The organism is Bacillus sp. FSL M8-0266 (assembly GCF_038613425.1).
Classification (GTDB): Bacteria; Bacillota; Bacilli; order Bacillales; family Bacillaceae; genus Bacillus; species Bacillus pumilus.
Genome location: NZ_CP152015.1, coordinates 1,823,933 through 1,844,539, shown reverse-complemented (window position 1 = coordinate 1,844,539; position 20,607 = coordinate 1,823,933). Strand labels below are relative to the sequence as shown.

At 39.8% G+C, this 20,607-nt stretch carries 22 protein-coding genes and 1 pseudogene; 6 read left to right on the top strand and 17 right to left on the bottom strand.

Features of this window, described 5'->3' with window-relative positions:
- Positions 1 to 82: 82 nt before the first annotated feature.
- Both MKY83_RS09255 and MKY83_RS09250 read left to right on the top strand, forming a co-directional pair.
- Complete coding sequence (locus MKY83_RS09255; protein ID WP_106067592.1) at positions 83 to 484, top strand: spore coat protein; 402 nt, start codon at positions 83 to 85, stop codon at positions 482 to 484.
- Positions 485 to 744: 260 nt separating this feature from the next.
- Positions 745 to 1,173 carry a DUF2621 domain-containing protein gene (locus MKY83_RS09250; RefSeq protein ID WP_268454585.1) on the top strand — a complete coding sequence of 143 codons (429 nt, stop codon included), beginning with the start codon at positions 745 to 747 and terminating at the stop codon, positions 1,171 to 1,173.
- Between the two features lie 20 nt (positions 1,174 to 1,193).
- On the opposite strand, the gene MKY83_RS09245 is transcribed toward MKY83_RS09250, so the two are convergent.
- Complete coding sequence (locus MKY83_RS09245) at positions 1,194 to 1,676, bottom strand: CcdC protein domain-containing protein (RefSeq protein ID WP_044141406.1); 483 nt, start codon at positions 1,674 to 1,676, stop codon at positions 1,194 to 1,196.
- Positions 1,677 to 1,770: 94 nt separating this feature from the next.
- Positions 1,771 to 2,478: a cytochrome c biogenesis protein CcdA gene (locus tag MKY83_RS09240; RefSeq protein WP_065097365.1), complete on the bottom strand. Its 708-nt coding sequence runs from the start codon at positions 2,476 to 2,478 to the stop codon at positions 1,771 to 1,773.
- A gap of 214 nt (positions 2,479 to 2,692) precedes the next feature.
- On the opposite strand from MKY83_RS09240, the gene MKY83_RS09235 reads away from it, so the two are divergent.
- On the top strand, positions 2,693 to 2,860 hold the full coding sequence (locus MKY83_RS09235) for an aspartyl-phosphate phosphatase Spo0E family protein (protein WP_003211291.1): 168 nt from the start codon (positions 2,693 to 2,695) through the stop codon (positions 2,858 to 2,860).
- Positions 2,861 to 3,122: 262 nt separating this feature from the next.
- Here MKY83_RS09235 and MKY83_RS09230 read toward each other — a convergent pair whose 3' ends face one another.
- The 6 genes from MKY83_RS09230 to yneA all read right to left on the bottom strand — a co-directional run bounded on the left by MKY83_RS09230 (position 3,123) and on the right by yneA (position 7,537).
- Positions 3,123 to 3,341 carry a YneF family protein gene (locus tag MKY83_RS09230; protein WP_003212379.1) on the bottom strand — a complete coding sequence of 73 codons (219 nt, stop codon included), beginning with the start codon at positions 3,339 to 3,341 and terminating at the stop codon, positions 3,123 to 3,125.
- An 84-nt stretch (positions 3,342 to 3,425) separates the two neighbouring features.
- Positions 3,426 to 3,872, bottom strand: a complete 447-nt coding sequence (sirA, locus tag MKY83_RS09225; RefSeq protein ID WP_003212113.1) for a sporulation inhibitor of replication protein SirA — start codon at positions 3,870 to 3,872, stop codon at positions 3,426 to 3,428.
- A 197-nt stretch (positions 3,873 to 4,069) separates the two neighbouring features.
- Positions 4,070 to 6,073, bottom strand: a complete 2,004-nt coding sequence (gene tkt, locus MKY83_RS09220; protein WP_106067593.1) for a transketolase — start codon at positions 6,071 to 6,073, stop codon at positions 4,070 to 4,072.
- Between the two features lie 187 nt (positions 6,074 to 6,260).
- Positions 6,261 to 6,491 carry a DUF896 domain-containing protein gene (locus MKY83_RS09215; protein ID WP_039167715.1) on the bottom strand — a complete coding sequence of 77 codons (231 nt, stop codon included), beginning with the start codon at positions 6,489 to 6,491 and terminating at the stop codon, positions 6,261 to 6,263.
- 69 nt (positions 6,492 to 6,560) lie between these two features.
- The gene (locus tag MKY83_RS09210) at positions 6,561 to 7,208 is read right to left on the bottom strand and encodes a recombinase family protein (protein ID WP_106067594.1); all 648 of its coding nucleotides are present in this window, start codon (positions 7,206 to 7,208) and stop codon (positions 6,561 to 6,563) included.
- 17 nt (positions 7,209 to 7,225) lie between these two features.
- Positions 7,226 to 7,537, bottom strand: coding sequence for a cell division suppressor protein YneA (gene yneA, locus MKY83_RS09205; protein ID WP_044141409.1), 312 nt, complete (start codon positions 7,535 to 7,537; stop codon positions 7,226 to 7,228).
- A gap of 159 nt (positions 7,538 to 7,696) precedes the next feature.
- On the opposite strand from yneA, the gene lexA reads away from it, so the two are divergent.
- Positions 7,697 to 8,317: a transcriptional repressor LexA gene (lexA, locus tag MKY83_RS09200; protein WP_003212311.1), complete on the top strand. Its 621-nt coding sequence runs from the start codon at positions 7,697 to 7,699 to the stop codon at positions 8,315 to 8,317.
- Positions 8,318 to 8,363: 46 nt separating this feature from the next.
- Here lexA and MKY83_RS09195 read toward each other — a convergent pair whose 3' ends face one another.
- Positions 8,364 to 8,798, bottom strand: coding sequence for a hypothetical protein (locus MKY83_RS09195; RefSeq protein WP_065097362.1), 435 nt, complete (start codon positions 8,796 to 8,798; stop codon positions 8,364 to 8,366).
- A 294-nt stretch (positions 8,799 to 9,092) separates the two neighbouring features.
- Here MKY83_RS09195 and MKY83_RS09190 point away from each other — a divergent pair, with 294 nt between their 5' ends.
- A complete protein-coding gene (locus tag MKY83_RS09190) occupies positions 9,093 to 9,635 on the top strand; it encodes an IseA DL-endopeptidase inhibitor family protein (RefSeq protein ID WP_065097361.1) in 543 nt (180 codons plus the stop codon).
- Between the two features lie 33 nt (positions 9,636 to 9,668).
- On the opposite strand, the pseudogene MKY83_RS09185 reads toward MKY83_RS09190, so the two are convergent.
- From MKY83_RS09185 to MKY83_RS09155, 7 genes and pseudogenes are all read right to left on the bottom strand, one after another.
- Positions 9,669 to 10,515, bottom strand: a pseudogene (locus MKY83_RS09185) (STAS domain-containing protein).
- 149 nt (positions 10,516 to 10,664) lie between these two features.
- The gene (locus MKY83_RS09180) at positions 10,665 to 11,045 is read right to left on the bottom strand and encodes a NucA/NucB deoxyribonuclease domain-containing protein (protein ID WP_223252879.1); all 381 of its coding nucleotides are present in this window, start codon (positions 11,043 to 11,045) and stop codon (positions 10,665 to 10,667) included.
- Positions 11,046 to 11,307: 262 nt separating this feature from the next.
- Positions 11,308 to 12,216: a trypsin-like serine protease gene (locus tag MKY83_RS09175; RefSeq protein ID WP_106067596.1), complete on the bottom strand. Its 909-nt coding sequence runs from the start codon at positions 12,214 to 12,216 to the stop codon at positions 11,308 to 11,310.
- Positions 12,217 to 12,411: 195 nt separating this feature from the next.
- Positions 12,412 to 15,555, bottom strand: coding sequence for a bifunctional cytochrome P450/NADPH--P450 reductase (locus MKY83_RS09170; protein ID WP_342488588.1), 3,144 nt, complete (start codon positions 15,553 to 15,555; stop codon positions 12,412 to 12,414).
- Between the two features lie 21 nt (positions 15,556 to 15,576).
- The gene (locus MKY83_RS09165) at positions 15,577 to 16,155 is read right to left on the bottom strand and encodes a TetR/AcrR family transcriptional regulator (RefSeq protein WP_065097358.1); all 579 of its coding nucleotides are present in this window, start codon (positions 16,153 to 16,155) and stop codon (positions 15,577 to 15,579) included.
- A gap of 223 nt (positions 16,156 to 16,378) precedes the next feature.
- A complete protein-coding gene (locus MKY83_RS09160; RefSeq protein ID WP_003210832.1) occupies positions 16,379 to 17,089 on the bottom strand; it encodes a DUF421 domain-containing protein in 711 nt (236 codons plus the stop codon).
- Between the two features lie 64 nt (positions 17,090 to 17,153).
- Positions 17,154 to 19,370, bottom strand: coding sequence for an RNA ligase (locus tag MKY83_RS09155; RefSeq protein WP_106067598.1), 2,217 nt, complete (start codon positions 19,368 to 19,370; stop codon positions 17,154 to 17,156).
- A 110-nt stretch (positions 19,371 to 19,480) separates the two neighbouring features.
- Here MKY83_RS09155 and MKY83_RS09150 point away from each other — a divergent pair, with 110 nt between their 5' ends.
- A complete protein-coding gene (locus MKY83_RS09150) occupies positions 19,481 to 19,672 on the top strand; it encodes a hypothetical protein (RefSeq protein WP_106067599.1) in 192 nt (63 codons plus the stop codon).
- 11 nt (positions 19,673 to 19,683) lie between these two features.
- On the opposite strand, the gene MKY83_RS09145 is transcribed toward MKY83_RS09150, so the two are convergent.
- Entirely contained in the window at positions 19,684 to 20,592 is a 909-nt protein-coding gene (locus MKY83_RS09145) for a DMT family transporter (RefSeq protein ID WP_065097354.1), read from the bottom strand.
- Positions 20,593 to 20,607 lie beyond the last annotated feature (15 nt).

Sequence of the window (20,607 nt, the reverse complement as noted above, 5' to 3'; positions counted from 1 at the left end):
GGCAAAGCGGGATGTTTTAGGTCTTTCACACATTTCAGTTCTCAACATATCATTTATTATGAGATGTGATGGAGGAGTGTTTATGGAGAATGAAAAGCAATCGAATTCCTCTGATTTTCTAGAAATAGATGATTGGCTTAATGTTTTAATGGATGATCCATTTGCCTGGTATGATGAACATCTCCCAATTGACCTTTATGAAACAAGCCGTGATTATATTATTGAGATTGATGTCTCCACCCTGTCGATCGCTGATGTAAAGCTGACCTTCGCTGGACATGAACTCACTCTCGCTTACACAGTACAAAAGCCAAATGATAAAGGCGAACAGCCAATTGAAAAAAGTGTCATGCTCCCTTTTTACTTGAACGACAAAGAGATTGAAACAGAATACGAAAACCGAATCATTTCGATAAGAATTAAAAAAAGTTCCGACCATCCAAGCGGAGCATTTTCCTTTCAAATCCCGCACTTCAAACATTAAGAGCCCACCTTCATTTGGTGGGCTCTCTTCCGTTCGTGTCAAGTCAATACCTTTTGCGAACCACCATGGCCAAATAGTAGAGTCGCTATATGATAAGGTATTCTTTTTCTACTAGATGGTTTGGGTCTTTCTAGTAAATGGGCAGTTATGAATGAAAAAAGGCGTTCATAGAGATGAGAGACATACATTTTTGTTATTTTCTTCTATCATGTCTTCATGTAAAATAAGATAGAGAGACGAGAGGTATAAGGAGTGAGAACATGTTAAGCGGCTGGTTTTTGTTGTTCATTTTATTTTGGGGCACGGTGATGATCGGATTACTCGCAATCGGTGGCTTTTTTATGTTTCGCAAATTTTTAAAACGATTGCCGAAGGAAGATGGGAAATCAGAGCTTGATTGGCAGGATGAATATATTCAAAAGAGCCTCCACCTATGGCGGGAAGAAGACAAACAGCTTTTAAATGATCTTGTATTACCTGTTCCAGAGCTGTTTAGAGATGTCGCCAAAGAAAAAATTGCAGGAAAAATTGGCGAGCTGGCTTTAAAAGAACAAGCTGCCAGCATTAATTTAGACTTAATCATTCGCGGCTATATTATCGCTACACCAAAGCGTGATCATAAGTTTTTATTGAAGCGCCTTCAAGAAAAAAACATCGATCATACGCCATATGAAGCATTATTAAAATAACCTCCTTATAAAAAGGAGGTTTAATTCATTTGAACCTGTTGCGGATCTAATTGCTTAGATATCTTTCTAAACGACAAATACATAGCAACGCGCCAAGGTACAATCATGCCAAAAGCAAGTATCCAAAACATTCCGCTTAGAGAGCCATAATCAATAGAAGAACTCAGGATCGTCTTCATCCCGATACGAAGAACAAGAAGTCCAATGAGAATAAACACAAATGCTTTTGACCGCTTTAAGTAAATCTCGTTCCCTCTAATTTCAAACTTTGATGTTTTGATTAAAAAGATGGAGAAAAACATCCCCACTGTGATCGCTTCAAGAAATTCAGCTCCAGTTACCTGAAACATTGGAACAAAAAACATCAGTGCACCAGTGCTCATAAAAATAGGAGGTAATATAATTTTTTTTGCGGTTGCCGGTTTCGCAGATGACTTAATGCGAATAAACATGACGGCTACCGCCATACATATTGCAATTATAGAAGAGATTAAGACCATCATATCAAATCATTCCTTTATTCTTTAAGGTCAGCCTATGTATAATATACTCCAATTGACGAAAAAAAACCATTCGCCGCGACTGTAGAAAACGATTTCAAAAGCCTGTAAATCCGCCAAACAATGATGAGAACATGATGATAATCCATGTGAGAAGATCAAAGAACAGCAATAGCCCTACCACAATCATAATGATCCCGCCAATTTTCATGATAAGCTGCTGACGCTTTCTGATCCACGCCATTTTCGTAATGAAAAAGGAGAGAACAAAAAATGGAACGCCAAATCCAAATACATACGCAATCATATAAGGCACAGCCGACTCTGGATTGTTACTAGCAAGTGCGATAACGGCAGATAAAATAGGTCCTGTACAAGGTGTCCAACCAGCGGCAAAGCCCATTCCAATGAGAATCGATCCAAAAAAACCAGCAGGACGATTTTTAAACTGCATTCTCTTTTCGCCCATGAGGAAAGAAGGCTGAAATACACCAAGAGTCATAAAACCAAAGAAAATAATGAGGATAGCTCCAACCTGGCGAATCGCTTGATGGTAATCATCAAAAAACTTCCCAACAAACGATGTCCCAAAGCCTATCGCAATAAAGATAATAGAGAAACCAATTAAAAAGAATAAGGTATGAAGCAGACTTCTTCTTCTCAGCATCACCTTCTCAGATTTCACTTCATCCATACTAACGCCCGTAATATAAGATAAAAACGCTGGATAAAGCGGCAGACAGCACGGTGAGATAAAAGAAAGAAACCCTGCTCCAAAGGCTAAAAAGTAATTCAAATCTGTCAAAAGAACACCCCCTTCTTACAATATACAATAAGAGATGACAAAATCATTTCATTTTTTTTACATCCTCTCAATAAAGATGGTCTATTCTCTTAAAACCTTATATAATTTAATTTGACATCGAGATAACGAATCCTTTAAATTTGAAAATAAACCTGAAAATGGATATAATAGAATCGATTCTTTTTATCAAGATTTGCATGAAAGGAACATGACTTTGGTAAAAACATCATTATTAACTCAAATCGAAGAAAAAAGAGAAGAGCTGATGAAAGTTGTGATGCACAATGGGATGACATCAACAGTAACCATTGAACATAGCCAGCAGCTAGATCATCTCCTCTTACAATATCAACGACACTTACACTCAAACTCAGCCAACTAATCATATCTCATGATATTTATCATGCTGCACGATTTTTAGAACAGTTGATATGTGTGACCATAAACGAAACAAAAACCTCTGATAACAGGGGTTTTTGTTTTTTAGCAGGAAGCTGAAGCCAAAATAAAAACCACCTTCCCTGCTTCATTTAGGCAAGTACAGTGGTTTTAAAGCGTCTGATGAAGGTGAATTCATAAAGAAAGGACAACGCTTGTCCACTCTTTATAACCATGTTCCATCTATGATCATAATATCTTACGTATTATTTCGCTTGGTTGTTCATGGCTTTCATCATTTGATTGATTTTCTTCTGGGACGGTTTCATGCCCATTTGCATCATCATCATTCGAAGCATTTGTTCATTAATTGGTGGATTCTTTTTCAAGTAGCTCATCATATACTTACGAGCAATAAAGAATCCGAGTGCAACTCCTGCAAGCAGTGCAACAACGCCTACAAGGATGACAACCCATAAATCCATAATTCTTCCTCCTTCATGTTGTCTCGTATAAAGTGTACTAAACAAAAGGCTATTATACAACATTTCACGTTCAATTTTATTTTTTTAAACAAAATTCCTCACTTTTACCGGATTGAGCCACCCGTGCTTCTTTGAACCGAAGTCCATTGCCAGGAAGCAAGGACTAATTTTTCTCAGCACTTCAAAAAACACTGCTTCTGCTTCATAACTGCCGGTAGCAGACATTTGGATATAACGATCTTTTATGATAAATGCAGCCGTTCCTTTTCCATCAGGTAAGGAAGCGCTGTATATCGAGCCAATTTGTGTATAGTGAACGTTCGTTAAGTTGTTCATTAATCGCTGATGCATATGAAAAGCAGGGATTCGTTTCGTCACGTAATCCACTTGTTTCACAAGCATCACCAATTCATCTTCCGTGCGGTTCGTCCAGTGTAACGACTCAAACAAATGAAACAAAATTGATTCTCTGCCAAAATAATGATGCGCAAATTCATCCTCAATCCAATAAATATAATAATGGCGTTCCATGTCTATCCCTTCCTTTCACATTTCGTCAATCTCGTATATTGCTTGTATTATACAAAAATGTGAAAGAAAGAATTGTCTATATATGAAGCAAGAAGAAACTAGTTTTGTCAAAAAAACGAGAAAAAAGAAAAAAGTTTGCAGAGCGGATGAAAATGCTCTGCAAACAGATGAAAAAAAGCATGATGCTTGGAGACTGGTTATTTGTTCAGCTTCGCTTTCACGCGGCTGACGACATTGCTGACCGTAAAGCCGTATTTCTCAATAATGGTTTCACCAGGTGCAGAAGCGCCAAATTTATCAATGGCAATTACATCACCATCAAGACCAGTGTAACGCTCCCAGCCAAGTGAAGCCCCCATTTCAATCGCAATACGAGCCCGCACTGCTGTAGGAAGGACTGATTCTTTGTATTCGTCTGACTGCTGATCGAAACGATCCCATGCAGGAAGACTGACAACAGACGCGCGAATCCCTTCTTTCTCAAGTGCTTTTTGCGCTTCAATCGCTAAACCGACTTCAGATCCAGATGCGAGTAGAAGTGCTTCTGGCTGTGCATCAGCAGCTTCAACGACGACGTATCCACCCTTTTCTACTCCCTCATATGCCTTCTCAGGTGCTTGGTCAATCGTTGGAAGGTTTTGACGAGTCAGAACTAGTGCTGTCGGTTTATCCGTTGAAGATACAGCAAGTTTCCACGCTGCAGCTGTTTCGTTTCCATCCGCAGGGCGAATGACAGAAAGGTTCGGCATCGCACGTAATGAAGCAAGCTGTTCAACCGGCTCATGCGTCGGACCATCTTCACCAACAGCGATACTGTCATGAGTAAAGACATAAGTGACCGGAAGTCCCATTAAGGCAGCAAGACGAATCGCTGGTCTTAAATAATCTGAGAAAACAAAGAACGTTCCGCCGAATACACGAAGGCCGCCGTGAAGCGCCATACCGTTTAATGCGGCACCCATTGCAAATTCTCTGACGCCGAACCAAATGTTCTTGCCGGCATAATGATCTTTACCAAAATCGTCTGTGTTTTTAATCGTTGTTTTGTTTGAACCTGCAAGGTCAGCAGATCCGCCAATGAAGAAAGGTACTTGCTTCGCAATGCCATTTAATACTTCGCCTGAAGAAGCGCGGGAGGCAAGACTTGAACCTGCTTCATAAACAGGAACCTCTTGATCCCAATTCTCAGGAAGCTTTCCTTCAATCGCAAGCTTCAATTGAGCTGCAAGCTCAGGGTATTCTTTTTCATATTGCGCAAATTGTTCATTCCAAACTGCTTCTTTTTTCTGACCAGCGTCTTTTACAGCTTCTTTGAAATGATCGTACACTTCAGAAGGTACATGGAAATCTTCTTCAAACGTCCAAGAGTAAGCTTCCTTCGTCAGCTTGGCTTCATCGCTGCCAAGTGGTGCACCATGCACACCAGACGTTCCTGCACGGTTTGGCGATCCGAAACCGATTGTTGTTTTCACTTCAATCAGTGTAGGTCTGTCTGTGCTTTGTTTTGCCTTTTCGATAGCAGCCGTCACTTCTTCAATGTTATTGCCGTCTTTCACATAAAGAACTTCCCAGTTCATCGCTTCAAAACGATTCTTCACATTTTCAGAGAATGAACGATCTAGGTCGCCATCTAAAGAAATATCATTTGAATCATAAAGAACAATTAAACGGCCTAAGCCTAAATGACCAGCAAGTGAAGCAGCTTCAGAGGAAATTCCCTCCATTAAGTCTCCATCTCCGCAAATGCTGTATGTATAGTGATCTACAACATTAAAGTTGTCTTTGTTATACGTTTCCGCAAGATGTCTTTCTGCAAGTGCCATACCAACTGCCATGGCAATCCCCTGCCCTAAAGGACCTGTTGTAGCATCTACACCCTCTGTATGTCCAAATTCAGGATGTCCAGGTGTTTTGCTACCCCATTGGCGGAATTGTTTTAGATCATCGATGCTCAGGTTGTATCCGCTTAAATGAAGCATGCTATATAGAAGCATAGAACCATGTCCCGCAGATAATACAAAGCGGTCTCTGTTAAACCAATTTGGGTTTTGCGGACTTACGTTTAAGTGATTCGTCCATAAAGCGTATGCCATTGGTGCAGCACCCATCGGCATTCCAGGGTGACCGGAATTCGCTTTTTCAATTGCGTCTATGGAGAGAGTACGTATTGTTGCAATAGATTTCAATTCAATCGTTTCCATATAAATCCCCTTCCGTATCTTGTGTACACCATTATCATAAATCTACTGTCCTTTTTTCACAACTATTTCACGCTGAAAAAGAAGGATTTTGTCACATTTAGTTTATCGATCACTTAAAAAGTTATGCAAATATGAAAAAAGATGAGAATATTCTTCCCATCTTTTCAAAATTCAAGAAATCATAAGCTTAATGAAGGTTTTGATCTCTTTCTCTTTTTAATTTTTCTGGTGTGACATCGTTTCCTTCAGGGTCAACGATTTTCACGGTTTTAAGTGTATTTTTCATAGAAGAACGAAAAGCTTTTAAATACTCTTCTCTTAATTGCTTTTGTTCTGTTTTTTCAGCGTCTGACAAACCGGTCTCTTTCGACTTTTTTGAAAGCTCATTGATTCTTGCAAGCTGTTCTTTAGAAATCATGACAAACTCCTTTAAAGCATTTTCTCTACATACTACTAAATATCAATCATTTTGACAACAAATCAAGCTTTAGGTAGTCAGACCTTTTTCATATTCTTGATACCTTCTATGGACCGTTGCTTTTGAAATGTCAAAACCTAGTGCCTGAAGAGTTGCTGCGATTTCTGCGAAGGTCATGTTATTTTTTCTTAATCGAACAATTTCTGAAATCGGCACTTCAATACGCTCACGGCCAGGCGCATGATCCTGCTGTTTTAAATTCAGTTCGGGCTGATACCCGCGTTCTACGGCTCTTCTCATTCCCCGCTTAATTTTCAGGTTATGAATTTTTCGTTGATACTCTTCAACGACTCCTACGATCTCAATCACCATTTCATCTGCTTCTGAGAGCTCAAGCTCGCCTCTATGAAACGTACTGTACACCTTCACATTCTCTTTAAAAAGACAATGAAGAAGCGCAATTTTTGCTTGTCCTCTTCCGAGACGTGTTTCATCCTGGATAAGAACAGCATCAATTGACTCATCTTTTAGTGTAGCTAGCATATCAAACACACCATCGCGATCTAGATCATACCCGCTTGCTTTTTCTTTAATGACTTTAACCACATTCATCTTGTGCATAGCAGCTAAAGCTAGCAATTCTTCTTCTTGTCTCTTCAGCGAGGTTTCCTGCTCTTCTTTGACAGTGCTTACTCTCGCATAGATGATTGCATTCATGTCTTCAATCGACCTTTCTACTGTACTGTTGCAAGTTGATATACGACTGGATGCTCTTTTTTGACTGGTATGACAAGGATGTCACCAGGCTGGATTTCTGTTGAAGCAAGATCATTGTGCTGAGTGACCCAGTCAATAAACGCATTTTTATCGATTGATTTGCTGTCGTTTACTTGATCAGCTAACCCCCAAAGAGTATCACCTGATTGAACTTCTATTTTAACATATTGATTTGGATCATTATGACTTGTGAATGCAATAAGTGAGAGAAATATGCCAACGATGAATGAGAATACCCCAATAAAAATAATAGATTCTTTTAACCTCATAATGTCATCTCTCCTAATAGAATGTGTGTTCGTTCTTTCTGTCACTTATTATAAATACGAACAAACGTTTCTGTCAAACGTTTTTTTCGAACCTATGTTTGTACTGTTAGGAAAAACATGCTATAATTTCTTTAAAATTGACGTTTTGAGGTGCAAAAGATGACGAAGCTATCAAAAAGACAACTCGATATCCTGACATTCATCAAAGAAGAAGTAAAAAGTAAGGGCTATCCCCCATCCGTTCGTGAAATTGGAGAAGCTGTCGGTCTAGCATCCAGTTCAACAGTTCATGGACATTTAGCTAGACTAGAAACGAAGGGCTTAATTAGAAGAGACCCAACAAAACCTAGAGCGATCGAAGTATTAGATGAAGAGGAAATGAATATTCCAAAGAGTGCTGTAATGAACGTACCAGTCATCGGAAAAGTAACAGCAGGCCTGCCTATTACGGCTGTTGAGAATGTTGAAGAATACTTCCCTCTTCCAGAGACTTTTGCAGCACCAGATGAACAAGTATTTATGCTTGAAATTATGGGAGAAAGTATGATTGACGCAGGAATTTTGGACAAGGACTATGTCATTGTGCGTCAGCAAAGCACTGCTAACAATGGAGATATTGTCGTCGCCATGACAGAGGAAGATGAAGCGACAGTGAAACGTTTCTATAAAGAAGATACACACTTTAGATTACAGCCAGAGAACCCATCTATGGAACCGATTATTTTACAGAATGTAAGTATACTAGGTAAAGTGATTGGCGTATTTAGAAATATTCACTAAAAAAAGCCGGTATTTCATCAGTTAATGATGAGAACCGGCTTTTTTTTTATGAACAAGAATAGGCAAGAATACTCGAGCTTGGGAAGGAACCAAAGGTAAAGTTCGGCCAAATAAAGCCAGTTGTTCTCCCGAAAGGCTGTGAGGATAGGACATACATTAAAAATACTTGACCGTTTCTCATAAACACAATCGTCCACCTTCTATTACATCCCGCGGCAAATTGAACCGATTGCTGACCTCCACCTGTTTGCCCTGAAATAAGTGACTGCATGCTTTGAGGCTGTGATAATGCTTGATGATATTGCGAAATGATATGCTGTGGTGGGGCTGGCGGGGCTGATCCACTAGATCCGGGCCCAGTGCCTCCTCCTCCGATTGGAAACCCTGGAAATCCTCCACCTTGAGAAGGGAGCGACGGCCAACCTTGCATCTGCCTATCATATGAGTACCCATTCCACATACCTTCATACGGATAATACATATTCAACACCACTTTCTTAGACATTCATCACGATAGTATATGTCATAAATAAAAAAGCGTGTTGAACGTCCAAACAGAAACTTTTCCAAAAAACGTTTTGTTCTTCTTTAGAACGGTTAAATAGTAGATATAAAGAAAAAATAAAAAAATGAAAACTTTTTGCCACCCTCAAACGTTATATATATAGAAAGAAAAGAAATAAAAAACATTTAGATTTAACACTTGTAATATCACTGTAATTATTGTAACATTTGTAACATAAGAAGTTTTCATTTAAAAAAGGAGGCAATCGCCTTGAAAAAATTATTCGTTTTATTAACTGCTATTATGCTTATGATCTCATTACAATCTACAACATTGGCCGCTTCTAAAAAACCAGCCGCTTTGACAAATAAAGAAGCGTTACATATTGCCCTTGATGCACGAGAACACTTTTGGAGTGCGATGTCAGGCTACAAAATTAATGAACATTCTGATTACAAATTAAAATCATTTAGCTATAAAGACATGACTTACAACTATCTTTCTAAAACATTTGATACAAAGAAAAAACTAAACAGCTACCTATCTCAAGTTTTCACAAAAGAAGCCATCAATCAAGGTTTAAAAGACTACCAGTTCATTGTTCATAAAGGCAAAATGGCTGTTCCAGTCGGCGACGGAGACAATATGCTTAATTGGGATAAAGCGACACCTAAACTTGTCTCTAAAAAACAAACAGTCCGCACATATGAATTCACTGTCCCAACACTTGATGGACGCAAAGTACAAAGAACGGTTACGTTCGAAAAAGGACAAAAAGATTGGAAAGTCACAAAAATTGACGCTGTTATCTAAATAAAAAACCAGGCCATTCAATCGGCCTGGTTTTTATATTGAAGTAAATTCAGTCATGCGGTCTAGGGCGTGAGCAAGTGATGATGCCGTGCGAAATTCATTAAAAGGAAGCCCGAGCTGCACAGCGGTTTGGGCAATTTCTGGTCTGATCCCTGAAATGGTCGTCTCTACTCCAATTAACCGAAGTGATGTGACAAGATCAAAGATTTGATGAGCCACCATTGTATCAATAATGACAACGCCCGATAAATCAATACATAAATGCTGTACACCTTTTTGTGAGCACTGTTTCAACGTATTTTCTAAAATAATCTTCGCTCTCGCTGTATCAATATCACCTACTAACGGCAATAACGCAATATGACTTTTTAAAACAATGACAGGTGAGCTCAGCTCGTAAATCATGTCTCTTTGTGCCACGAGCTTCCTCGTTGTATTTTTCACATATTGTTGGATGAACATATGAATTGAAATATTAAACGCCTCTGAAATTAAATCATACCAATAAAAGATGCGGTCAATATCAATTTCATCTTGACGCTGCTTAATAAATTCTTTTAAGTAATGAAGGACTACTTTGATTGGACATGTATTCTCTCACAACGTAATCTAATGGTGTGTTTAAATGCTTTGGGTCACTGGCTAAGTCTTCAGACCACTTTTTAAACTCAGTATGTAAATACGTCTTGTCTTCAATAAGAGCACGTATAAAATGCTGGTAATAATCCTGATTTTGCCGTTTTAGCTCTGATATGATGCTGGAATCTGTTGAACGATAGATTGATTCTGGATCATCATCTTCAATTGAATCATACCAAGTTTCAGTCAGTTTCTCTGCATGTTGCATGAAATAATCGTATAATGCACGGTTCTTATCCATAAGCATATGTCCCTTCACATTTTTCTTCTTGTCTGTCTTTGTACCTTATAGGATCCATTGTACCACTGGATCTTTTGTCCCTGCTAGCTCCAATACGCTCTGATCATCATCAAAAAAGGCACCTACTCACAGGCGCCTCTCTTTTAGTTTTATTTCACAATAAATAAAATTCTTTTCCCATCAGGATACCCGCTCATCTGGTGTCCGGTCCATGAGCCCGCTCCCCTATTATCAGACGGGCTGACATATTGAACACTCGCCCCTTTTCCTCCTTCAAGACAAACTGCCATCGGCCACTCATCTCGGTCGAATCCGGGTTTAGTCGGAATGTCTTTTAATGATTCTTGCCTGCGGGCATCTGCTCCATTTCGGTCTATCGTACACACATCGGAATGCCCTTTTCGAATGGCTTCTTGAATATGACTGCCTGTTTCAGGGTATCGTTCCTTTGGAAATTGAATGACATGATCATATCGATCCGCACCTTTTGCCGCATGTTCCTCCCCAAATCCACCTAACAGCGTGACCATCCATATCACAAAGCATAAGGCGACAGCAGTAATCCAGCCTCTTCTCATCTTCAATAGTGTGAGACCTCCTCATTTTTCTCAAGCAAAATCTTGACTTAAAGGAAATGTGTCATTTTAATGTATGAGTCGTTCACGAATGACATGTGAAAAAAATGAAGAGGCTGAGAAGTCAATGGATCTTTCAAGCATAGACAGTTAGACACTTGTATCCACATAAAAAAGCTTGTCCCCTATGAAGGAAACAAGCTTTATGATCTAGCTTTTATTGCGCTTTTGCATAGTTGATAAATTCAACAAAGGCAGCTGTCGCTTTTGGACCGCCATTAATCGTTCCGTTTGAATACCCTGCGTTATGAACCCCAACGATTTGCTGATTTTGATCTAGCATCGCTGAGCCTGAATTTCCGCTAAATGTATCAATCGTATAGTATGCGAGATTCGTATCTTCTCTTGTCACAGGACCTGACATCTCCCACTGCGACACCTTGCCAGTCGATCTCATTTTATCACCTGGATATCCAGAAATTTTAATCGTTGTTCCAGTTAAGTTTGTCACCTGACGGATGGAACGGTAACCGACTGTATTGCCAATGTTCGTATCTGTTTTGATCACGGCAAAATCATATTGGCTCGCACCTGTATTGATATATCCGCTTGGTACATAGAACTCTGTCATATTTGCTGACCCATTTACCGCAGTGCTATCATTCATCCCTGGATACACCGATCCTTTTGCACTATAACTTCTTGATGCTGTATTGTACACGCAGTGTCCGTTTGTCAAAATTTTGTTAGGGGCAATGAGTGTCCCCGTACAGCTTGAGCCGCCAAATGTAATATAAGCAACTGAATTATATGGTGCTACTCTTGTGTTTGCTACTTTTGTTCTACCATCGTCTCCAATGACGACTTTTGTTTGAAAGTCTTTTAAATATTTTGATAGTGGTTTTACTTTTTCGCCAACAGTTGAAGATAGATCATCCACTTTGTCAAAGGATGAGGGGGATTTCGTATCATTGTGGAAATCACTTGAAGAGATCACCTTTCCATCAGAAGTCACCATGTCATAATCAGACGTTAGTACTAAATCCGATGCGGCGTGGGCAAAACTAGGCACACTTAAAGCACCAAAAACGAGTAGAGAAGGGAGTAACATTTTCACCTTTTTCATCATATTCCTCCTTTATGTCCTATATCAAAAATGATACGATTGTTTCATATTGGAGTAAATGAGAGAATATTCTTATTTTTTCAAAATATTTCATTTTTAAATTAGGTGTTTTGTATCTTTCCAACTTTCATTCTATCGATCTCACCTCTCTTGATGAAACAGAAAAAACCGCCTAATTGGCGGTCTTTCCTTTTGTTAGCTCCACACATCTTTTACATATCTATTGTCATTTGCAAGAGTGGTTAGCCAATTTTCAGCTGCTTCCTTCCTGCATTGTTTCTTGTGTTGATAGAGGTCGATCAGTGTAGCCTCTACATCAGGTGCCATGACTTTTCCGTCCCCGCACACGTAAAGATACGCACCTTCATCGAGTAATTTGATTAGCATACCGCCGTCTTCTTTTAACAAATGCTGGACATATATTTTTTGGTCTTTGTGACGAGAATAAGCCCGGTGGATGTGAACGACTCCTTTTTGCGCTGCAAGCTGCATTTCTTCAAAATACAGATCATCTTCATGAGGGTGACGGCAGCCAAAATACAGGTGAGCTTCCCCTAGTGGTTTGCCTTCCTTCTGCCATACTTCTCTTGCCTGAACAAACCCTCTAAATGGAGCGATTCCTGTACCCGGTCCGATCATGATAATCGGTACTTCAGATGAAGGCGGCAGCTGGAATCCTGCCTGCGCTTCGTGGAGGAAGCAGGCGACTTCTTCACCTTCCTTCAGACCACATAAATAGTTTGATGCGACTCCGGCATATTCTCCGCGGCCGCTCCACGCTTTCCCTTTCACAACCGCCACTGTGATACTGACTCTTTTTTCATCGACCTTTGGTGAGCTAGAAATAGAATAATAGCGCGGCTTCAAACCTGGTAAAAGTGCTAAAAAGTGCACAAATGGCAGCTCACATGCTTCATATTGATCTAGTAAGTCAAGCATGGTTACTCGTTTCTTTAAAATAGCTTCTTGATACGCTTCACCAGCCATTTCCTCAAGCTCCACGCGGTGAGGCGGACAAACTGTATATGCGGCGAGCTCTCTTAGCTGCGTACGTGTTGCAGGCTCTTGAAGCTCAACATGTGACGCAAGTAATTCTCTCATTTGAATCGGCTGATCTAAAGGTAAATGATTTGCTTCTTTCTCAGAAGAAAGCTTGATGTGCTGCTTAGGATCTAGATTGAAGCGATTGATCACCCGCTGCACGAGTGCATCACAATTTTTCGGAACAATTCCGATATGATCCCCTTCTTTGTATTTTTTCCCTTCAGGCAATTGCAGTTCAATATGTCTTGTTTGCCGCTCACTTTTCTCAGATTGTAATTCCTCATTTTTCAGTACAACAGCTGAAAAGGCACCATATGTTTTCGCCACAGGACGTTCTACTAGCTCATTTGTATAAGCAACTGATAGTTTTGAGTTTTCCTTACCTTTTTCTTGGAAGGTGAGCTTAAATTCTTTTGCGAGCTGCTTGAAGACCGTTTTCTGGAATGTTTCTTTATCCTCATCCATATCTCCGCCTGCATCACCTTCTCCTAAATCAGCTACACGCTTCGCACCTTTTCTTTCAAGTGCTTCATCAATGAGACGAGGAATACGCTGGTACGTACTCGCCCAATTTCGATCTCCGCATCCAAACACAGCAAATGTCACGTTTGTTAAATCCTGCTCTTTCTCCTGCGTGACCCAATCCACAAATTTTTTCGCATGGTCAGGCGGATGTCCATTATATGAAGCGGTCACGATGAAGACTACACCCTTATCTGGTAATTGGCGTGTATAGTCATCAAGCGGAGCAGTGGTCACATCAAACCCTTTTGCTTTTCCTTCTTCAGCCAATTCGTTTGCGATTTGCTGCGCCGTGCCAAGATTTGATCCATATAAAACAAGCAGTGGTGTACCATGACTCTTCACTTTAGACTCATCAGTTGTGGTGCTTTTTTTCGTCTCTTCTTTCGGTGGTACCATAAAGAGTTGCTGCTTCCTTGGCCGCACTTTGATTTTAAAATCGTTTGGCTTAATCGTTAAAGATTCTTTTAAATCAAGTTCGTATGATGTGTGATCAATCAATTCCAGGTTGTGCAAGACCATTGCTAGCACCATTGTGGCTTCATGAAGAGCAAATTGCATACCAATACATGCACGCTGTCCATTCCCAAAAGGCTTGTAGGCATGCTGCGGGATCTTTTCAGGGTGTAGAAACCGCTCTGGTTTAAATTCTTCCGCATCCTCTCCCCATACCGCTTGATCACGATGTAACTTAGGTAGCAGCACGGAGACACTTTGGTTCTTTTCAATCGAATATTTCCCTCCGATGACGGTGTCCTCTTTCGCATAAAGAGAAAACGTAGGCGCTGTTGGCCAGAGGCGAAGAGATTCATTTAAAACCATACGAGTGTAATTTAGTTTTTGTACCTGCTTAAATGTTGGCAGTCCGCCTTGCAGCACATCATCTGCTTCTTGGACGGCTTTCTTTAATTTTTCTGGATTCTTTAATAAGAAATAAATCGCAAAGGATAGCAGCCCGCTTGTTGTTTCGTGCCCAGCTATCAAGAAGGTAATGATTTGATAGCGAATATTTTCATCTGACAGGCGCTCTCCTGTTTCAGGGTCCTTTGCATGCAGCATGAGGGACAGTAAATCATTGCCCGTTTTATCTTGTTTTTTCCGTTCTTGAATAATGTCATCTACTAATTTCTTCATAAAATCGACATTTTCTTCAAATTTTTTTCTTCTTTTGATCATTAGCTTATCTGCAACCGGCAACCGGCTCGCCTGATCCATCGCTTCGTTTAAACCATTCAGCATACTTTCGATGAATGGATGCTGATTTTCTTTATAAAAACTGTTAAACCTGAAATCAAAACCACAAAGTCCGATCGTATCTAAAGTAAGCTTTGTCATATCCTCTGCTACTTCAATTTCTTCATCACGGCCTGTTCTTTGCCATTTTTGTACAAGCTGTGTGGCAATATCGAGCATCATCTCATGATAGCCCTTCATGGCCTGCTGACTAAACGCCGGCATCAAGATGTGGTGAGCCTTTCTCCAGTTCGGTTCTTCTGTCCAGCTCGTAAATAACCCATCCCCTGCAAATGCTCTTACTTTATTGAGACTAGTCCCAATGTATTTATCAAAACGGCTCTCATCACATATTTCTTGGACAAGTTCATGATTAGAAACAAAAATACTTGTTGCTTTTGAAAATTCAAACTGAAAGATCGGTCCTAATTCATCTGCTAGCCTCCAAAAGGTTTGAGAAAGCTCCCCCTTTTTGATATGGGGAATATTTTTAAAAGGTCCGTATGTTTTTGGTTTTGGAATGATTGATGTTTGTTGCATGTGCCCACTCCCTTTATATCATTAAGAAGCAACGCTAATGGCGCGCCATAAACATTGCTCAATGTCCTCTAGAAATTCAATCGTTGGCTCTATTTCTTCTGCAAGAATTTGTTTATGCAGCTGTACAAAGGCACCAAATACAATCGATAGAATGGTTCTACCTGAAAGATTTGGATGAATCCCATCCTTTTTCCCTTCTTCAAAGATAAGGAATAGCTCATGTAACAAATGCTGCATTTTCTCTTTGCTCGTCTCGTCTAAGTAATGGGATCGCTTATCAATTTCTAAAAAATATAGCCCGCTTGGATTCTCCTTTGTAAATAAAACCAAGCAATAAAATACATGCTTAAAGTACGCCCGAATACTCGCCTTTGGATCTGGACTGTTTGTGTTCATTTTTTCGATAAATGAAGAAAGGCTGCGCTGGTACAAAATATTGACGAGTGCCTCTTTACTGTCGAAATAACGGTAAATGGTTCCCGCTCCGACGTTTGCTCTTTTTGAAATCATCGGCATCGTGGTCCCATCAAAGCCCCGTTCAATAAATAAGTCCAGCGAAGCCTTCATAATCTGTTCTTGTTTATCAGTCACTGCTGGCACTTCATCCCCTCCTCACCATAGGAATGAACATTCATTCCGCAAACGGTATATTATATTAATATTTTAATTTCTTCTATATACACTTAAACACATTTATTTTTTTCCGTCATCACATTTTCTGAAAATAATAATAATTGAGAAATGATGCCTAGTCAGACAGCAACCAAAGGACTTATAAATATTGTCAGATATGTGTCAGGCGGGTGACATCAGCACTACATCTTCATTCTTGATCAATCGGAGAGTGAATGTGGTCGTCATATGTATCAATATATAAACTGCCATTACTTGAACGGACTGCGTATACAATGTCCTTTAAGGAGAGCTGCCTTTTCTTAAGCTCTTCATCTATCCACTCCACAGTTAATTGATTTTCTTGAATGTTTTTCAAAATGAGCTTTCCGTCCATGATCACTTCGATAGGCATGTAGCCCTCTGCCTTCATATACAATTGAAGATCCTTCCGAGTGACATTTTCAAACGAAGGATATTTTTTCACTGACATATGTCCATCTGTTTCAATCATGGCAAATTCAACTTCGCTAATATCAAAAATGTCTTTTTCTCTCAGCTGCTGATTTAAATAATCAAGTGTATACCTCATTCCCTTCATATTCTCTTCAAGAATTTTGCCATTTTGTATGACAAGGGTTGGTTTACCTGCCATAAATCCTCTCAATTTTCGGCTCCTTAAAGCTATCAGCGAAATCACATAAATGATCATGACAAGCGTGACAAAGGAAATCGTCGTGTGATGAAACGGAAGCGTTGTATTAAACGCGAGACTCGCCGCAATTGAACCTAAGCTAATAGCTGCTATAAAATCAAAAATATTCATTTGCGCTATGGTTTGCTTTCCAAGAAGACGTGCTCCGCCAAATAAAATCGCAAAAGCAAACATCGTCCGTAAAATGACTTCAATATGGTCAGGCATGTAAGGGTCCACCTTTCAATTGCATCAAAAAAAGCCTTTTCTTTAGAAAAGACTCCTTTTTAGACTATGCATTTATTCCATCAGTATTCAATTGGGCAGCATCGCTTTGCTCAAATTGTGAGCGCAACTCAATAATGGAGCTATTTCTGACAGCATTGGCATCTTGCTCAAGAAGCCACGTATAAAATCTAGCTTGCTCCGCTGTTTGTAATGCCTGCATATATTTTTGCGTGGAACGCTTCTCTGCAACGCGCTGTTTGATCGCGCGCATCTGCTTCCAGAATTGATAATAAGGAAGCTTGAGCTTAGTCATAAAGCCGCGATCATCCTCAATGACATATCCCTCTTCTTTGATCGAGTCGTCATGAGAAACGCCCTGATACCATTTATAAAAAGACGTCCAATTATGGAACACAGCCACTTCCTGCTTGCTGGATATTCCAAGCTGTTCGCTTACTCTTTTCACTTCAGTAAATGGTGCCTTTTCATAGCTTAGCTGACGCTTCACTATATCAAGCAAAATGAGTTGATCATGATCATATGTGATAATATGCGGGTCTTTATCTGGCAAAATGACTTCAAACACAAGAGATGCATTGTGGTCACGTACGTATGATTTGATGTAGTCGACCTGCACGTCTCCGAAGGTCTGATAGAATAACTCTTCGACCCAGGAAGCATGCTGATTTTGCTTCACATGAGATGTATACGATTTGGACGTAAACACCAATTCATCTTCCATTTCGTTATACCCAACCGTCCCTAAATATCCATTTGCTTTATCATAGACGGTGACAGGAAATTGAAGGTGGTTCACTAAATGATGCATTTTTGTCTCCGGACGCTCATCAATGTTAAAAAATTTGTTGTAGCTTCTTGAAACAATCTGCTTTGACACCATATTGACAAACAAACCTCTTGCCTTCACATTCACATCATCCCACTGCCGTTCACTAAACGCTTTTTTCGTAAAATTAAAAGATGAAATGTGGTGCGGAAGCTTTAATTCCTGTACATATTCATGTTGATCTAAGTGAGCTAAAAAGTCATCTAGTGAGATATCTGGTTGAATAGCGGCTGATGGTTTTTTCTCAGAAGCTCTATAGATTGGGTTGTCAATTTCATGAGTCTCAATCCCGTCAGCTGTGATTTTCATCACCCTCAGCTGTCCCCCGAATTCAACCTGGCCTTCTAGATTATAAGACCTTTCCGCTGCTTGAGTAGGCAGCCTGTATAAATTGCGATGCCCGTGAATTTGAATGACATCTAATCCAGCAGTATTTTGAACAAACAAGTGATCAATGTCATCTGAATATTCACCTACACCGTGAATGAGCTGCTGTGTTGAGACATGCAGAAGCTCTTCTGGCAAATGAGCAAGCCCCCCGTGGGTAACAAGAAATGTCTTGTCATGGTACGTAAAATACGTAAGCTGATGAAATGTTCTGACAAACTTCCGTACTTCTTTTAAATCAAAGTCTGCTGCTTCGATTTCAGGTGCAGTATGCCGGTTAAACATATTGCTTCTTACTTTTTCACCATGTGCAAACCGGTATAAATGCTGATCATGATTACCCTCAATCACGATGACATTCCGGCATTCTCTATGTGCGAGCATCCATTCTAATACTTCCTTGTTTTCTATACCTCTATCAAGTAAATCACCTGCAAAGATATAAAGTTCATTTTCTTTAATATCTCCTTGCAAATAGGTGGTCAGAGCGGTATGACAGCCGTGAATATCTCCAAAAACATGAATGGCCTCATATTGATCGAAGGATCGAGGCTGATAGGTCATCACTTGTGGATATTCCTCAGGCTGCAAGACAGTCACCCATGACGGGACCTTTTCTGTTTTTAGCCGCTCATTCATTTGATATAAAACAGACTCCCGCACAACTTTGTGAGCTTCCCGTGAGCGATTTTGCAATAGAGCTGTTTCAAGCGGCACCTGCGTGAAATCTACGACATACACCCTGTAACGATACGATGTGGCCAGCGATTTATATTGAGATATCGATTTGCTTGAAATATGTGTCGCATCAATCACAGTAAAGTCTCCGCGTTCCATACGTGCTGTAAGCAATTCAAATAATAAAGACCAGACTTTGTGGTCATGTTTGCTTGAAATTTCTGGTTTCCCATTGACAGATAACTGCGGAGGCTGGGTCAAAAGACGAATCTGATCCGCTGATAACGTGTAAGGCTCTAAGCCTTGGGCTTTGATCCAAGTTGATTTCCCTACCCCTGGGAGACCTCGTAAAAGGACTAAAGTTCTCATATTGGTTCTCCTTTAATAAGTGATATTTTACCTATTATAGATAAATGATGGATAAATCTCAATCTTTTATCGATTATGGTAATATATAGATAGAAAGGGAGGTTTTACGTATGCCTAATGGGGAGAATATGGCATTTAACATGGGTGATCTTCTATTTCAAGTGTTCTCTCTTCTATTCATTGCTGCTATCGTGACGATCTTTGTCATTGCTTTTCGAATGATCAGAAGAAAACGAATGGAATTGAAGAAGGTTGAGGAAAGATTGAACAAAGTGATTGAAAAAAACGATTTAAAAGAGTAAAAATCCGGAATTTAACCGGATTTTTTTTGTTTCATCACAATTCTTTGACGCTGCTGCATCAAAAAGAAAAAGACGCCTAAAAGGACAAGAAAACCGCCACACATTTGGAGCAGCGTGACTTTTTCTCCAAGCAGCCATACAGCAAGAATCGTGGCTCCAACAGGTTCGCCAAGGATACTCATTGAAATGGTTGTGGCATTGACATAGGTTAAAAGCCAATTATTAATAACATGAGACATGGTGGGGATGATCGCAAGCAATAAAAAGATTCCCCACTCTTTACCTGGATAGCCTGTAAAAGGAGTTTGCTGAATCCAATTGAATAAAATTAAAAAAAGACCGGCAAAACCAAACACACAAAAACTATAAATCCAATGAGATATCTTTCTGACAGCCTGTTGACCTATTAATAAATAACAAACAACCGCTATTATACTTAAAAAGGATAAAATGTCTCCTAGGATGGCTTCCTGGCTATGACCTATGTCTCCCCACCCAATCATAAGTGCACCAACAATTGCGGCACACATCGTCAAAAGTGCAGGCAGCGTCGTTCGTTCACGGAAAATGAGAAAGCCGCCTAATAAGGAGACCATCGGCTGAAGAGCGATGATAATAGTAGAGCTTGCCACAGTCGTCAGCTTTAGTGAGCCAAACCACAACACAAAATGGAGTCCTAAAAAGAAACCTGACATACATAAGAAAAACCAGTCTCTTCGCTGAATCGAGAGAAATTCTTTTTTTCGAGGCAGAATAAACGGCAGCATAAAAACCGCAGCAAAGATCATTCGATACATGCTTAAAATAGCAGCAGGTGCATTTGACCATTTCACAATAATAGCAGAAAACGAAATGGCAATAATTGAAATCACAAGCGGTAGTGCAATTGATTTCTTTTGAGCAGTTGACTTCATGTCCATAAGCAGCTTCCTTTA